We start from the raw sequence: 17,301 nt of genomic DNA, 5'->3' as shown, positions 1-17,301 counted from the left end.
ATTCCCTGTTCCCGATTCCCGATTCCCGATTCCCGATTCCCGATTCCCGATTCCCTTTAAAGCAAAAACTATGTCCTAAACTATAGTTCCGTTGCTATCAAAAAGGTTTCCTAATCTTCCCGCTGGAATAAGCAAACCACATCCCGTATGTAAAAATCGTTATAGAGGTCACCAGCAGAGGGGTTTGGCAAATCTACGGCCTCAACTTCGAGATCATTATCCCCATCCTTGAGGATGCCAGCACCAATGTTAATGATTTGGGTAAACCAGTGATTTGGATTAGCTCCCTCGTAGGAGTAGATCTTCCCTACACTTTTACCATTGATTTTGACCTCTGCATCACTGTCGGTTGCTGTCAATCCTTTAACCATCAACATCAGGATGGCAGCGCCGCCCTTGTAGCGTCCTTCTGTGTTGAAAGTCTTTTTCCAGAGGCTAGCACCACCATCGCCAATTCTGCGATTGATATCTCCCTGGATCACCACAAAGTTACCGGTGACTAGTTTAGTAGACGCAGTTGCTTTCTGTTCCATAGATTGTTGCCTTCTTATTTATAATTATCAACTTCTATTAAGTTATACGCTAGTTGGTAAGCAATCAGCAATCAGCATATGCGCTACGCGCACGCTACGCGAACAGCGATCAGCAATCAGCATATGCGCTACGCGCACGCTACGCGAACAGCAATCAGCAATCAGCAATCAGTTATCAGTTATCAGCTTATGCGCTACGCGCACGCTACGCAAACAGCTATCAGTTACGGCGGTTTGCATAACTATCAGGTGCGCTTTCCCACTTCCGACTTCCCTGCTCCCTGCTCCCTGCTCCCTGCTCCCTAAAAACCCAGAACTTTGTACCTAACTGAATTACAAACCGCTGTAATTGTAATGTGTCTTAATCTTTTAGTGTAATATAACTTTTAATAAATTGACAAAAGCGTCCGCAAGTTATGAGTGAATTACCTGAACATTCACCAAAGCCAGACCTTCAAGCTACGACAGTTTCCACGGTTTATCACTTCCGTTTTAACGATGTCCTCCTCGGAGCACAGATGCTGTTTGTTGCCTTTGGTGCGTTGGTGTTAGTCCCCATTCTAGCCGGAGTAAACCCGAATGTTGCTCTGTTTACTTCTGGTGTGGGAACGTTATGTTTTCAACTGGTTACGGGGGGTAAAATTCCCGTTTATCTCGCTTCTTCCTTCGCCTTTATCGCCCCCATCACCTTGAGTGTTCAGAAATATGGTTTGCCTGCAACCTTATCTGGACTTGCTGCCGCTGGCATTGTTTATCTGATTTTAAGTCTAATTATTTTTTGGCGCGGTTCGGGGATGGTTACCCGTATTTTACCCCCGATTGTCACCGGACCAGTGATTATGGTGATTGGTCTCAGTTTAGCGTCAACTGCTGTAAAAATGGCATCAGAAGCTGGGGAAGGATACAGCGAATGGATGGCTATTAGTGTAGCAATGATTTCTCTACTAGCCACCATGCTAACTGCAATTTTAGGGCGGGGTTTTTTACGATTAGTTCCGATTTTGATGGGGATAGGAGTCGGTTATCTGGTAACTTTACCGTTAGGAATGGTGGATTTTACACCTGTTAGTCAAGCTCCTTGGTTTCAAATTCCTGAATTTACCACACCCAGTTTTAGTTTACCAGCAATTTTATTTATTGTACCCGTTGCGATCGCTCCTGCCATTGAACATATTGGGGATGTGTTAGCCATTAGTTCTGTGACTGGAAATAATTATCTTCGAGAACCCGGTTTACATCGCACCCTGTTAGGGGATGGGTTAGCAACAACATTGGCGGCTTTTGTTGGTGGCCCTCCCAACACCACCTATTCAGAAGTTACAGGGGCAGTTGCCTTAACAAAAACCTTTAATCCAGCCATTATGACCTGGGCAGCTATTATTGCTATTTTACTCTCTTTTTTAGGAAAGTTAGAAGCCCTTTTAAAAACTATTCCTCTGCCAGTAATGGGAGGAATTTTAATTATTTTATTTGGTACAATTGTGGTAATTGGTATGAACAGTATTGTTCGCTCTAGCGCCGATTTATTAGAACCCCGTAATCTTGTGATTGTTGCTGTAATTTTAATGCTAGGGGTAGGCGGAATGAGTGTCAAGGCAGGAGGGTTTGCCTTGGAAGGGATTGGACTTTCTAGTATTCTTGGGGTGTTATTAAATGGGCTACTTCCATACAAGGAAGAACATCGTAGGTTGGGTTAAGGTCTTTCAGGGGTGACAAGCAGCATTCCGCGCCTTACTGGGTGTGGGGTGTGGCTGACAGAGCCGCACGGTTAACAAAAAGGCACCTATAAATGACTAGGTACCTTGAGCAGACCAAAATATATCAACTATCAACAACTATTGAAGGAATCGGAAACAGTCGTCCATGCTTGTCTCCTCGACTAACTGTTCCCTTACTTAATACATTAAAAGAATGAAACAGGTAATGCATTGACGTTTTCTGCTAACTTACTTGCCAAGTTGAGAAACAGCAACTGCACAATTACGCTATCACGATTGCTGAAAACTGCAACACTTGATCCGAGGTTGTCTATTGGTGTGAACTTTCACCATGGTGGTAAGGATTAAGTGGTCAGCTGTCAGCTGTCAGCTTTTGGCGTAGCCTGCGCGTAGCGCATTAGCTAAATGCTTACAGTTAATTTAGTTACAAACTGGCTTTTTCAATTCTATCTCTAAAATCTGCTGGATTCGCTCACTCTTTTGGCTGGCAGATTTTGAATTTCCAGATGCCTCGATTCTTGCTAAATCAGTTAAAAGATCGAGCATTAACTGTCTATGTCTAGCATCGTCACCACAACCCACAACTTCACCGAAGCCATCATACCAGAAACCTCTGTCAGCATAGATATCTGCCCGATCAACAGGGTTAGTCGCTGCAGCCAGGGCTATTTTTAAATCTGGTGACTCTTGAACGACATCGATATACCCTTGGGCTACGATAGCACTGGATGGGTGATTCGGTTCACAGATAATAACCACTTGCCAAAAATATCTCTGTCCCACGGATAAGCCTAGTTCATCCTGTGATAGTGAGTGAGTCATTATTCCTGGTGTTGTTTGCAATTCAATATTTTGTATGGGTGGGTGATTCTCATTTACATCATCTTGATAAACTTGATAAAGCTGAAATTTCATTGGCAAGGATTCAGCATCCGGTACAAACCAAGCAAAGGTTGGGTGAGTCGAAACAGTTTGTCCAATATGTTCCTGAGGAGCTAGTGTAGTTAACTTTGCTTCTCCATTATTATAACATGCTCCCCTTGTACCGCTAATAATTGTAGGTTCTTTGGGACGAGATGGCGGATCAGGTGGTTTATAGTCGGCTAGGGCTACAGTTGTCATCCCTAAAAATAGACTAACCACACCAATAGTCAATCGGTGATTATCTAAGCAATGGTTGAGTAACTGAAATCTTCTCTTCATTAACTTACCCTCTAATTATGCCAACATCATAAAATTTTAAATTTAAACTTGCCATTAATAAATGATTAATACTTAACACCCAACACCTAACACCTAATACCTAATACCTAACACCTAATACCTAATACCTACGGTGAGTATCTAAGCACTGGTTGAGTAACTGAAATCTTCTCTTCATTAACTTACCCTCTAATTATGCCAACATCATAAAATTCAAAATTTAAACTTGCCATTAATAAATGATTAATACCTAACACCCAACACCTAACACCTAATACCTAATACCTAACACCTAACACCTAATACCTAATACCTAGTTTAAAAACCAAAATCGACCTTTTTTAACAGACCAAGTGAGTTCACAAACTCTTCCTTTAGGAGACAAAACTGACCGCTTAAAACTTCCCCCTAGCTGTCGCGCTAGTGCTAGAGCTTGTTTAGTTCCCCGACCTCCTGAACGCTTATATTTATTGGGTTGAGATGATGAGCTAATACCCAACCCATTATCTTGAATCCGAATAATATTCATACCTTCGGTTTGGGTGCAGGTGACTTTCAGACGAGTTACTCCTTTGGCATATTTACCGACATTGCACAATGCTTCTTCCATAAATCGACACAATCCTCGCTTCTGTTCGATACTTAATGGCGGACTATCGATTGGGTCAAATGTTATAATTTTCACCTGAATGGTTTGAAAGCAAGGAAAGTTTAAGGCTAGGGTATTGCTATAAACTTCATAGAGAATCTCGTGAGTGGGTTGCTGCAAATCTAGGTCTAAATCAATCCCGATGTGGATACTGCTATCTTCGGTTAGGGTTTCTCGACGCACTGATTCATAAACTGCTCTGAGTTCTTGGTTTAACTGTTCTAGTTGAGAGCGCAATTGCTCATCAGATAAATCCTGATCTTGAGTGCAGCTGAGTATCCTAGCTAAGGTTTGTAATGGTCCATTATGAATGATGTCAAAGGTATAATCAATCATATATTGGCGTTCATTAATGCGGGATTTTAAGGTTTGGTGGTATAGATAGAAGGCATTGATGCTGAAACCATTTACAGTTAAAACTAAGCACGCTGGTACTACAGGTATCCACCAACCCCAGATCAGGAGCAAATAACTTAGTCCCACTAAACTAATGCCAGCAACACTAACACTCAATAAATTTTGTACCGGTGTCTTAGTTAGTTTAGCGAGGCTGATACCCAGAAACCCCCAAACCATAATCCATATATATTCCCAGCTATCTGACCAAACCCTTAACAAGGGTCGTCCATCGAGAACAGCACTAATGATTTGACTAACTGTATGAGCATGCACTTCTACACCAAACACTAGTCCAGGAGTAGAGCTAGGGATAGCAGAGACATTGACAAAATCTTTAACGCTATGGCTAGTCATACCAATCAGGACTATGCGATCGCGAATCCAGCTTGGATCAATGTTGCCAGTTTGGATATCGTTGAGGGATACGATCCGAAACGGTTTGCGAGCACTGCGAAAATTAATTAGGATCTGATTTCCCCCAGCATCGGCTCTCACATAGCCTCCGGAATTGGGGCGAAAGCGAGTGAGTTCCGTAGTACCAAACTGCATGGCTATTGGGTCATCAGTGCCATTGGTTAGGGAAATTCCTTCTTTAGATAAATACGCTTTTGCTAGCAGTATAGCTAGAGAAAATTTATACTCTCCTTCGAGATTTGAAGTTCCTAGTAAACTGCGCCTGATGTGTCCGTCAGCGTCAGGTATGGCATCGGCAAAGCCAACTTGTTTGGGGGGTAAGGTGGGTGGTGGATTAATGGTATTGCCATCTTGGTCAGGTAAGGCTTTTTCAATGCCAATCACGGTTTTGATAGCCTGAAATGCTGCGACTAAGTCAGTGTAACCAGGCTCAACGGGTAAATCTCTGACGATGTCAATACCAATAGCTCTAGGCTTATAGGTTGCTAGTTTTCTCAGCAGTGATGCTAAGTCTCGATCGGGTATGGGATAGGTACTTATGCGTTGGATGTCTTGTTCATTAATACCAACAATCAGAATTCTTTTATCAATAGATTCCTCAGGACGCCAACGGAGAAAACTATCCAGAGCAATCCATTCTAGACTTTGCAGGACGCCAGTGAGGCGAAATAGGATTACTACTCCGATCACGACTAGTCCTGGAATAAATCCTACCCGCCAGGTTTGAATTTCCTCCTCAGTAAAAAGTTTCATGTCTCAATCGATTAGACCGACTTCTCTTGCCCGCTTCTCGGTTTTAATGCGAATATTTTCACCGGGTTTTGGATAAACCCCTAAAACGTCTTGAACTTTAGTCCAATAGTTACGCACCGTGCGCTCGGAGATTTGCATCCGCTGAGCAATGGTTCTATCTTGTAATCCTTCTTCAAAGGCTAAGGTTAGAACGTCTAGCCATTCGGATTTTATTTCCAAGCCATTTCGCATCGCTTTGGGGGTGTAAATCAATCCCTGAAGTGACCAGTCAACTTTGATTAACATTTCTTTCTGGGGCAGGCTTTTATCTACGATGGTAAAGCCTCCTTCGTGTTCATTAATAGCAGGTTTTAAACGGATTAAGGCTTTGATATTCGCGCTTTGAACAACTATATTGAGGGTAGGATATATCTTCATTAATGTTTTGAGGAGTTGAATTCCCGTATCGGTTCGGGCAGTATCCCCCTGCTGCTTGGGAATGGAAAGATCAGCAACAACTAAGTCAGGGGGGAAACTGTGTAGGTATTCTTGAGCGATATGGGCAGTTTTAGCGGTCATAATTTCTGCCTCTGGGTATTGCTTTTGCAGTTGGATCACGGTTCCCTCTAGAACCGATTCGTGGTCGTCAATGACAAGAATTTTTGGTTTCATAGTTAAGTCTACTGGTTATAGCGCTAAGCGCAAGGCAATAGGCAATAGGCAATAATAGGCAATAGGCAATAGCTGATTATAATAGCTTTTGCTGCTTTTATAAATATCAAACACCCACTTGAATACCTACTGCTATATTTGTTGTGTTTTTTTTTGAGATGATTTTCAATTTGTTATTTATCATTGTGAATTTACCCTTTTTAATTTTTAATTCTTAATTTTTAATTTTACTGGATGCCTTAAGCTAATATGTATTTAAATTTAAAATCGCGACCCTTGTGCAAAAGCCCATCTCCCCATCTCCCCATCTCCCCATCTCCCCATCTCCCGACCTTCACAATTTAAATGGGTGAGAGCTAACTAAAAGGGCTGGTAGTCTACGGTAAAGTAAATGCCATTATCTTGCAGTGAGTCCCCCGGATTATCTACCCCGATCAGGGGAATACCATAGTCGAGACGGAGATTAAATCCCGATCCGATCTGCCAACGTAAGCCTAATCCTACACCAGCAATGGTGGCAGGGTTGGGTTGAATCCCTTGATTATTCCAGGCTGTACCGATTTCAAAGAAAGGGGTTAATTGTAGTCTGGAGTCTGAGGTGAGGAGAATACGTGCCTCTACTCCCCCCAAGATGGCATTATCAGCAATGATTTGATTTTGTCGATAGCCTCTGACGGTATCTCTACCACCTAGAGTGAACTTTTCTAGGGATAGTAAGGAATCTGGGGTGAGTTGAGTATTAATTCGGCTGATGAGCAGAATAGATGCTGATAATTGCTCGACCCACTGGAATTGTCCGACCCAGGTAAAGAAACGCCCATCAGGACTTGAGTCACTAATGGTGGCATCAAAGGCATCAATTCCTAGACTAAACTGGGAGCGGGCGGCGAATACTCGTTGTGGACTGCGCTTGACCCAATCTTGAAACAGCCGAATTACTGTGACCTTGGATGTACCATCTGCCGTGGCTAGAGAGAAGGACAAGGGAATGTCATCGAGTATGAAGGTTTGTCGGTGACGCAGGTCTAAGCCTACGCCAACAGCGAATTCAGTCTCTGGCGATCGCAATAAGGGCTGACGGAAAGTTAGGGAATAGTTCTGGGTTTCACCTCTAATGTCTAAATCCCGGAAATTCTCGGAAACAAGGCGATTCTCACTATTGCTGTAGCCCAAGCTCAGGGTTCCTTTACGAGCATTGATGGGGATGCTATAGCGAATATCGTAGATGTCGAGTCCTTCGGTTAGACCGTATTCCCCACGAATGCGATCGCCAAATCCCAATAGATTATCATGAGCAGCAAATACACTGGCTTGGGTTGAACCAATACTGGGAGAACGGTTGTTTTCTGTCTTGATACCGGTGTGAAAGGCTGGGGCTTCTTTTAGTGTCACCTGTAATATATTACGACCGGGAGTGCTGCCTGCGGTCAATTCCACCTTCACTCGTTCGATTAAGGGGTCTAGCTGCAGCAGTTGCAGTGCTTTGACTAGGCGTTGCTGATTTAAGGGTTTAGTAGTAGCAATTTCTAGGGGACGGCGTACATAGTCAGGTCGCAGACGGTTTAATCCATTTAGTTCAATTCGTTCTACCTCACCTTCAACAACCTGTATTTGCACAGTGCCACTGTCGAGTGCTTGATTATTCAGTAAAAATGCACCAGAGGTAACGTAACCATTGTTAATATACAGTTGAGTAATTTTAGAGCGCAGTTCAATTAAATCTTCAAAGGTGACTTCCTGGTTTTCAATCTCTTCAATTAATTCTGTAATCTGTTCTTGTAAAACGGTGTTACCCAGCACTTCTACAGTTTTGACTAGGAAACGCTCACCGGATGAAGCGATAAGATCAACTCCGGTAGCATCGGTTTGATATAAAGATTTATATCGAAAATCTTGACAAATACCCCAAAATTCTTTTCCTGTCTCTCCCTCTTCCTGTATTCCTATTAATTCTGACCCGATGTTTTCAACGGGACATCTAACCTTAGGTGTCTCGATAGTAGAGGTAGCTTCAGCAGTAGAGTCTAGTAGCGATGACCCAGATGCGGAGGTAATCGGAAAAGGAGAATTAGATGAATTAGGAATCGTAGATTGAGCCATCCCATTTAGAGCTGAGATTACTAATATAAAAAAACTTAAACTAGAAACACCAAAACCTGCCTTTCCCTTCAGGGCGATCGCTTTTAGTGGTGGCTGCCACATGCCATACCGTGGCCGTAGCGTAATCGCCATCCATCTCCAAATTAGATACACACCCATGAAAGTTTCACATTAGCTAGAGCAGGAATTATTGTACACACTCCCGACTCAAAACTAGCCGTCCATCTGCCAGTCGATATACCTGTTGAGGTTCTATAATCGGATCACCGATTTGCCAAGGGCGATCCGGTTGGGTGCTGGAGCTAGAGCTACCATAAGTGGGTATGGTGCGCACTGTGCTAGTGGCAAAGGGTGAAATGGTAGCACTTCCCGGAGCAGTGGGTAAACCACCGCTGCCAGTAATGATGAAGCTACCTGGTTGCTCCCGACTGCGGAACATGCAGCTATTGGAGAGCAAAGTAGTGGTGTCAATCTGATTTTCTGGTAAGAAAGTCAGGGTGTTTTCGATCAGGCTGGCGTCGATAGTGGTGCCAACCCGTCCTCCATCGACAACCAGTAACACTTTTGTATTAATCTTCAAGGAACCCCCATCTCCTGTTGAGTCTTTGAAAGCTTGAGCCAATATACCGCTGGGAAACTTACCATCGGGGGATTTACCAATAACTTGCACCGGTTCTTTGGCCGAGATGGTGACATTACCTGCATTGCCTTCTGCAAAGGTAATGGCGTTAACCTGTGCTCCATCCTCAACCAGTAACTGTTGTGTATTAATCTTCAAGGAACCTGCATCTCCTGTTGAGCCTTCCAAAGCTTGGGCTAATATACCGCTGGAAAACTTACCATTGGCGGAGACACCAATGACTTCCACCGATTCCGAGGCATTGATGGTCAATTCACCTGCATTTCCTTTTCCAAAGGTACTGACGCTAACCTGTCCTCCATCCTTAACCAGTAACTGTTGTGTATTAATTGTCAAGTTACCTGCATCTCTTGTTGAATTTTCATCAGCTCGGGTACTGATGAGGCTGGGAAACGTATCCTCGCCGGAGACACCAATACCAATGACTTGCACCGATTCCGAGGCATTGATGGTCACATCACCTGCATCTCCTTTTCCAAGGGTATTCGCAGTAATCTGTCCTGCATTTTGAAGCAGTAACCGTTGTGCATTAATCGTCAAGTTACCCCCATTCCCTGTTGAGTCTTCCAAGGTACCAGTAGCAATTCGTACACCATCTTTCACCAGCAACTCGGATGTAGTAATCGACAAGTCTCCCCCATTTCCTGTTGAGTTTTCCAAAGCTTGAGTAGATATACTAATATCAAAGCCACCAATGACTTGCACCGATTCTGAGGCATTGATGGTCACACGACCTGCATCTCCTTCTCCGAAGGTACGGGCAGCAACTACTGCTCCATCCCTGACAATAAGCGACTCAGCCTCAATGGTAATTTCACCGCCATTACCTGAACCAGATGTCTCACTGGTGACGAGAAAGCCATCCCTCAACAAAATCTCCTGGTTTGCCACCAGCTTGATTTGACCCCCCTGCCCAGGGCCGGAAGTATCAGCGAAAATCAAGCCCTGCTCATCAGTAAAGCTATTAGTACCAATGAGGATGATATCTTTACCGGAGTCAATAATCACATCCCCGGCATTTTCTACTGTATTGCTGGTATTACTGGTATCAATTGTGGTGACCTCAATCGAACCAGTCACAGCGGAATTGGGTTGGTATTGATTGGTGAGGAAAACTTGACCATTGGGCGGCTCAATCATTACCTCGCCAATCTTTATATTTGCCGTGGTTGGAACCTTCGACAACTCCAGTTGCTCAGGCATGGGATTGCCAGTAATTGGCATCGGGTTACCGATAGCTGTGGTGCCAGCCCTAATATCTAGGGTGGGGCGAGTACTACCATCTATTGATATGGTGGTGCCATTGGATAGGGTGACGGTTTCCTGGATATTATTTGCGGGATCAGAGCCTGTAATCTTGACATTATCAACCGTTACCGAACCACCGGCGAAAATGTGTAGGGAAGCACCGTCATAATTCTTAAAACTGACATCCCCCGCTGAGCGAATAATCGGGTCATGGGGACTTGACAAATTCCCTAAACTCCCATCTATGTCTTCAATACTAAAATTCCCTCCACTCCAATAGTAGGCATCCCCTATGATCGGGTTACTGGAACGCAACACCATATCCCCTAGTGAAAACAACCCACTATCCGGATGAGTCAAAGCCAATATATCTACGCTTTGGTTACCCATTAGCAATAGTTTCTGCCCAGCTGCTGCCACAAAAGGTAGCGCTATGCTATCCCGGATCTTTAGGGTTTCCATGGCCGATAGGGTCAAATTCCCCCCAGCTGATAGCCGACCCTGTAAATCTAGATTCAATCCCGACAGGGTTAAATCTTTCCCCACTGCCAAGGTGCCAGTATTGATAATATTCCCTGAGACAGAAGCAACCTGATTAAAAAACAATGCTCCGGGATTAATGGTTAGTAAACGGCTACTTTCGGGTTCAGTAGCACTAAAATAGCCATCGTTTTCCCATGCGTACGCATTCGCTGTACTTCCTACAAAGGAACCCTGCACATCCAACCTAGCGTTCGCTCCAAATATAATTCCATTGGGATTGAGCAAAAACAGGTTGGCTGCGCCATCTACTCCCAAGGTTCCTTGAATATCGCTGGGATTTATTCCGGTCACCCGCGACAGGATATTCTCAATGCCAGCTGGATTAGCTAAATAAACCCGCAACCCTTCTCCCACATTGAATTGATCAAAACTATGGAATAGGTTAACTCCCCGTTGAACTCCCCCTTCAATCAATTCTGCTGGGCTACCCTTTACAGAAGCGTCAGGAATCACAACTGTTCCATTAGCTCCCAAGGTATCATCTGGTACGATATTGCTCTGAGCATGGGCTTGATTACTAGTAGATGGAATAAAGTGCGACAGTGTTAATGAACTTGTCATTGCTACTGTACTTACCCAACCCAATTGCCAACACCGACTCAGCCTGGTTTGCCTGATCACCGCACCCATCCTTTCACAACTAAGTGATAATTTTGTGGCTCTAATTATTATCTCTTAAACTGGTTACCAATCTTCTTTGATGTTAGTTTTTTTTTGTAAAACTTAATTGCTAAAATCGGCAAAATTAATTGCCATTATCTGCTCTAATGATTGCCGAAAACTGCAATAGATAACCTTTTAATTTGAGGTGTGAAACATTGATGGATTGTAAAGAGGATATCTGAAAAGTTTTTTTATACTGAATTTTGCCCCCCTAGCCCCCCAACGAGCAATCCCTCGCTGGGGGGAAAAAGAGTCCATTTGCTTCTAAAAGTCCCCCATTGGGGGATTTAGGGGGACTTTTAGAAGCAAATGAGACTTCTCAGACAACCTCTAAAGAGGAATAGGGAACTTCGGAATAACCAGTAATATAGAAAAACCCAAGCTTTGAGGTGATTTGCCAACAGTATGATCTCATTAGCTAGAGCAGGAATTATTGGACACACTCGCGACTCAAAACTAGCCGTCCATCTGCCAGTCGATATACCTGTTGAGGTTCTACAATCGGATCACCGATTTGCCAAGGGCGATCCGGTTGGGTGCTGGAGCTAGAGCTACCATAAGTGGGTATGGTGCGCACTGTGCTAGTGGCAAAGGGTGAAATGGTAGCACTTCCCGGAGCAGTGGGTAAACCACCGCTGCCAGTAATGATGAAGCTACCTGGTTGCTCCCGACTGCGGAACATGCAGCTATTGGAGAGCAAAGTAGTGGTGTCAATCTGATTTTCTGGTAAGAAGGTCAGGGTGTTTTCGATCAGGCTGGCGTCGATAGTGGTGCCAATCCGTCCTCCATCGAAAACCAATAACAGTTGTGTATTAATATTCAATTCACCTGCATTTCCGGTTGAGTCTTCAAAAGCTTCAACAAATATACCGCTGGGAAACTTACCATCGGGGGATTGACCAATGACTTGCACCGGTTCTTTGGCGGAGATGGTCACATTACCTCCATCTCCTTCTCCAAAGGTAACGGCGTTAACCTGTCCTCCATCCTCAACCAGTAACTGTTGTGTATTAATCTTCAAGTCACCTGCATCTCCTGTTGAGTTTGGATTAGCTTGGGCAAATATACCGCTGGAAAACTTACCATCGGGGGATTCATCAATAACTTGCACCAATTCCGAGGCATTGATGGTCAAAGAACCTGCATCTCCTTCTGCAAAGGTACTGACGCTCACCTGTCCTCCATCCTCAACCAGTAAACTTTCTGTATTAATAATCAAGTTACCACCCTTTCCGGTTGAGTTTGAATTAGCTTGGGTACTGATCAGGCTGGGAAACGTATTCTCGCCAGAGATATCAATACCAATGACTTTCACCGATTCTTTGGCATTGATGGTGACATTACCTGCATCTCGTTGTCCAAAGGTATTGGCGCTAACCCGTCCTCCATCCTCAACCAGTAACCGTTGTGTATTAATGCTTACCGAACCCGCATCTCCTTCTCTCAAGGTACGGGTACCAACCACTGCTCCATCTCTGACAGTAACCGACTCAGCCTCAAGGGTAATTTCACCCCCTTTACCTGAAGCAGAAGTATCACTGGTGACGAGAAAGCCATCCCTCAACAAAATTTCCTGCTTTGCCACCAGCTTGATTTGACCCCCCTGCCCAGAACCAGAAGTATCAGCGAAAATCCAGCCCTGCTCATCAGTAACAGTACCAATGAGGATGATATCAACACCGGAGTCAATAATCACATCCCCGGCATTTTCTACTGTATTGCTGGTATTACTGGTATTAATTGTGGTGACCTCAATCGAACCAGTCACAGCGGAATTGGGTTTGTATTGATTAGTGATAAACACCTGACCATTGGGTTGCTCAATCATTACCTGGCCAATCTTAATATTTGCAGTGGTTGGAGGCTCCGAAAACTCCAGTTGCTCAGGCCGTTGATTAAGGATGGGATTGCCAGTTATTTCGCTTGGGTTAACGATATCTGTGGTGCCAGCCCTAATATCTAGGGTGGGGCGACTACTACCATCTATTGATATGGTGGTGCCATTGGATAAGGTGACGGTTTCCTGAATATTATTGGTGGGATCAGAGCCTGTAATCTTGACATTATCAACTGTTACCGAACCACCGGCAAAAATGTGTAGGGAACCACCGTCATAATTCTTAAAACTGACATCCCCCGCTGAGCGAATAATCGGGTCATGGGGACTTGACAAATTCCCTAAACTCCCATCTATGTCTTCAATACTAAAATTCCCTCCACTCCAATAGTAGGCATCCCCTATGATCGGGTTACTGGAACGCAACACCATATCCCCTAGTGAAAACAACCCACTATCCGGATGAGTCAAAGCCAATATATCTACGCTTTGGTTACCCATTAGCAATAGTTTCTGCCCAGCTGCTGCCACAAAAGGTAGCGCTATGCTATCCCGGATCTTTAGGGTTTCCATGGCCGATAGGGTCAAATTCCCCCCAGCTGATAGCCGACCCTGTAAATCTAGATTCAATCCCGACAGGGTTAAATCTTTCCCCACTGCCAAGGTGCCAGTATTGATAATATTCCCTGAGACAGAAGCAACCTGATTAAAAAACAATGCTCCGGGATTAATGGTTAGTAAACGGCTACTTTCGGGTTCAGTAGCACTAAAATAGCCATCGTTTTCCCATGCGTACGCATTCGCTGTACTTCCTACAAAGGAACCCTGCACATCCAACCTAGCGTTCGCTCCAAATATAATTCCATTGGGATTGAGCAAAAACAGGTTGGCTGCGCCATCTACTCCCAAGGTTCCTTGAATATCGCTGGGATTTATTCCGGTCACCCGCGACAGGATATTCTCAATGCCAGCTGGATTAGCTAAATAAACCCGCAACCCTTCTGAGACATTGAATTCTTGAAAACTGTGGAATAGGTTTACTCCCCGTTGAACTCCTCCTTCAATCAATTCTGCTGGGCTACCCTTTACAGAAGCGTCAGGGATCACAACTGAACCATTAGCTCCTAAAGTATCATCTGGTACGATATTGCTCTGAGCATGAGCTTGATTACTAGTAGATGGAATTAAGAGTGACAGTGTTAATGAACTTGTCATTGCTACTGTACTTACCAATCCCAATTGCGAGCACCGACTCCGCGTAGTTTGTCTGATCAAAGCACCGATTCCTGAACAACTAAGTAATAATTTTATGGCTCTAATTATTATCTATCAAACCGGTTACCAAGCTTGCTTGATGTTACTTTTGTTTGTAAAACTTAATTGCATAATTATGATCTAATTACACAGAAGGCTGCCCAGTGGTAGGGGTTTTGGAAGGGTTGCTCATGGGGGTTAAACCAATCCAGTGCTTGTTCAATCTTTTTCATCAAAGAGTTGTCTAGGGGTAACTGCCTACTCCAGGCTAGCAACTGACACTGGGTACTATCCCGCAGCCAGAATTGCGCTTGGTTAAGGGCAACTGCTAAAGGTATCTGCTCTCGTAGATTCTGATAAAATTTAATCATCAACAACGCTGTAGATAAATCGTTTACCGTCCACAAGCTACTAACTACTGCTGGACTTCCGGCAACTAGGAAACCACTGGGTAAACCAATGTATTCATCGCTGATGTTAGTGTAATCAATCAATCCCGTTTCACAAGCGGAAAGGGTGACCAGGCGACATTGTTCTAGTTGTAACTCAAAGACGTCATCGATAGTCAGACATTTCTCTAGGTCAAAGATTTCCTTTTCACTTATCCGTAAATAGCGCTCCGAATTTGGTTCAGCAGAGGTCGGCTGATGGGCATTGGCCAGAATTAGAGCCGATTTCCGTGGTTCTTGGTAATTAAAGTAACCGTGACAGCTAAAATGTAAACAGTGGTAACTGTTGAGAGGTTTGCTATCTATTATAACAGCTTTGGTGGCATCGTTTTCCACAAGAACCTCTGTATCTGGTGGTGGATTGAAGTAGCCTTTAATCACGTCTACTTCGATAGGAGTGTAAACTAAATCAGCACTGGGGTTTTGAACCGCAAACAGGTGGGTAAACTCTTCTGAGCGTTGTCTAGTTTGAGTAAGTTGGAGTAGTTGACAGCTAGGAGCGTAACTTACCCCTGCTGGAAACCGATCCATGAGAATTTTAGGTTTACCTTCTCCCTGCTTACTGGTAATCGGTAAAGCATGAAGGGGTAACAAATGTAAAAACAAATGGGGGATTAAAATTAAGCGATCGCATTTTTCGTTAATCTGCTTAATGATGTGATCAATGGATAGAATATCAGCCAACTCATGTAGGCGGTTACTCAGATTGTTTTGCCAATCAGCTTTTTGGTTTTTGTAGCTTCCTAGATATTCAATTATCCAATTTACCAATTCCTCTAAGTCTTGTGGCTGAGATTGCCAAACTATGGGCTGTTGAGTTTCACTGGTAAAGATGAAACTGAGCAGCTTATTCCGTATAATGTAAAACTCCACAATAACAGTGTGGTCATCTAAATTTTTATTCTGAAATTTATCAACGTTAAAGCTAGAACCGATAGGTAAATATTGGTCTTGTAAATCATTGCGCTGCTGCCGCAATTCTTTAAGACGTTGTGCTAAGACTTTTGGATTTTCAGCTTTCCCCTGTTGGATTTGGTTCTGACCTGCTGCTATTTCATCCCTGTATTGTTGTAGTTGAGTAGCAACATCTGGGGGAAAGATGGTTTTCAGGTCACGGCTGAGAATCTTGTCAACTAAATTACCGGTTTTGCTCCGTTCAACATATTCAATCGCTTCTGTGATATTAGTTAAGGCTAGGCAAGTTTCTACCATGCCTTGATAGACTTTATTCCATTCTTCAGCTAGTTTAGTCTTGTATTCTTCTTCTCCAGAACCATAAATAATTTCATCTCGCAGGAATTCCACTGTTTTAATGGCAGCATCAAAAGCCTTAAGCACCTACACAAAATTAATTACCTACTCTGAATCTCTGTAAAGCTTACATTGTAAGACTTTGAGTTTTGGAAAATGTGCAATTAATTTTGTGCACCTGCTTATAAGCTTCCGGTAAATTTTGAACATCTTGGTAAGCAAAACCAAGGTTAACTTTAGTATCTAGATACTTTTGGGGAAATGCCTCAAAGATTCTGACTGTAAGAGCCTGTTGGTAACAAGCGATGGCTTCTTCTAGGTTTTGTGCTTTCTGACCTACGATTCGGTCACCGTAAGCATTACCGAGATTATTTTGTGTGCTTGCCCACTCAATAGGAAATTCCTCAAAGGTATAAACTCTAAGAGCTTCTTGGTAACAAGCGATGGCTTCTTCACTATTCTGTGCTTTCTGACCTTTTATTCGGTCACGGTAAGCATTACCGAGATTATTTTGTGTCAATGCCCAATCTTCAGGAAATGCCTCAAAGGTATAAACTCTTAGAGCCTGTTGGTAACAAGCGATGGCCTCTTCACTATTCTGTGCTTTATCCCCTTTTATTCGGTTATGGTAAGCAATACCGAGATTAATTTGTGTCCTTGCCCAATCTTCAGGAAATGCCTCAAAGGTATAAACTCTTAGAGCCTGTTGTAAACAAGCGATGGCTTCTTCACTATTCTGTGCTTTATCCCCTTTTATTCGGTAAACGTAAGCAGCACCGAGATTAGTTTGTGTCGATGCCCACTCAATCGGAAATGCCTCAAAGGTTCTAACTCTTAGAGCCTGTTGGTAACAAGCGATGGCTTCTTCACTATTCTGTGCTTTATCCCCTTTTATTCGGTCAGCGTAAGCAAGACCGAGATTAGTTTGTGTTCCTGCCCACTCAAAAGGAAAAGCCTCAAAGGTTGTAACTCTAAGAGCCTGTTGGTAATAAGCGA

Annotated in this window: 8 protein-coding genes and 1 pseudogene; 1 reads left to right on the top strand and 8 read right to left on the bottom strand. The window is 43.6% G+C overall.

Annotated elements, in window-relative coordinates:
• Positions 1-110: 110 nt before the first annotated feature.
• On the bottom strand, positions 111-533 hold the full coding sequence (locus AC4II3_RS22960; RefSeq protein WP_488016358.1) for a hypothetical protein: 423 nt from the start codon (positions 531-533) through the stop codon (positions 111-113).
• Positions 534-949: 416 nt separating this feature from the next.
• Between AC4II3_RS22960 and AC4II3_RS22955 the strand changes: the two genes are divergently transcribed.
• Entirely contained in the window at positions 950-2,230 is a 1,281-nt protein-coding gene (locus AC4II3_RS22955; RefSeq protein ID WP_488016354.1) for a uracil-xanthine permease family protein, read from the top strand.
• 441 nt (positions 2,231-2,671) lie between these two features.
• Here the strand turns inward: AC4II3_RS22955 and AC4II3_RS22950 are convergent, their stop codons facing one another.
• The 7 genes and pseudogenes from AC4II3_RS22950 to AC4II3_RS22920 form a co-directional block, all read right to left on the bottom strand.
• A complete protein-coding gene (locus tag AC4II3_RS22950; RefSeq protein WP_488016352.1) occupies positions 2,672-3,454 on the bottom strand; it encodes a DUF928 domain-containing protein in 783 nt (260 codons plus the stop codon).
• A 313-nt stretch (positions 3,455-3,767) separates the two neighbouring features.
• Entirely contained in the window at positions 3,768-5,669 is a 1,902-nt protein-coding gene (locus tag AC4II3_RS22945) for a sensor histidine kinase (protein ID WP_488029304.1), read from the bottom strand.
• A gap of 3 nt (positions 5,670-5,672) precedes the next feature.
• Entirely contained in the window at positions 5,673-6,320 is a 648-nt protein-coding gene (locus AC4II3_RS22940; protein WP_488029303.1) for a response regulator, read from the bottom strand.
• Between the two features lie 360 nt (positions 6,321-6,680).
• Positions 6,681-8,579 (bottom strand): ShlB/FhaC/HecB family hemolysin secretion/activation protein, encoded by a 1,899-nt coding sequence (locus AC4II3_RS22935; RefSeq protein WP_488016758.1) that lies wholly within the window; start codon positions 8,577-8,579, stop codon positions 6,681-6,683.
• 28 nt (positions 8,580-8,607) lie between these two features.
• Positions 8,608-11,412: a two-partner secretion domain-containing protein gene (locus tag AC4II3_RS22930; protein WP_490722893.1), complete on the bottom strand. Its 2,805-nt coding sequence runs from the start codon at positions 11,410-11,412 to the stop codon at positions 8,608-8,610.
• A gap of 532 nt (positions 11,413-11,944) precedes the next feature.
• Positions 11,945-14,566: a filamentous hemagglutinin N-terminal domain-containing protein gene (locus tag AC4II3_RS22925; protein WP_490722892.1), complete on the bottom strand. Its 2,622-nt coding sequence runs from the start codon at positions 14,564-14,566 to the stop codon at positions 11,945-11,947.
• 173 nt (positions 14,567-14,739) lie between these two features.
• Positions 14,740-17,301 (bottom strand): annotated as a pseudogene (locus AC4II3_RS22920) (CHAT domain-containing protein); the annotation flags it as partial.

This window comes from Moorena sp. (genome assembly GCF_982860115.1).
This window is presented reverse-complemented; position numbering and strand designations above follow the sequence as displayed.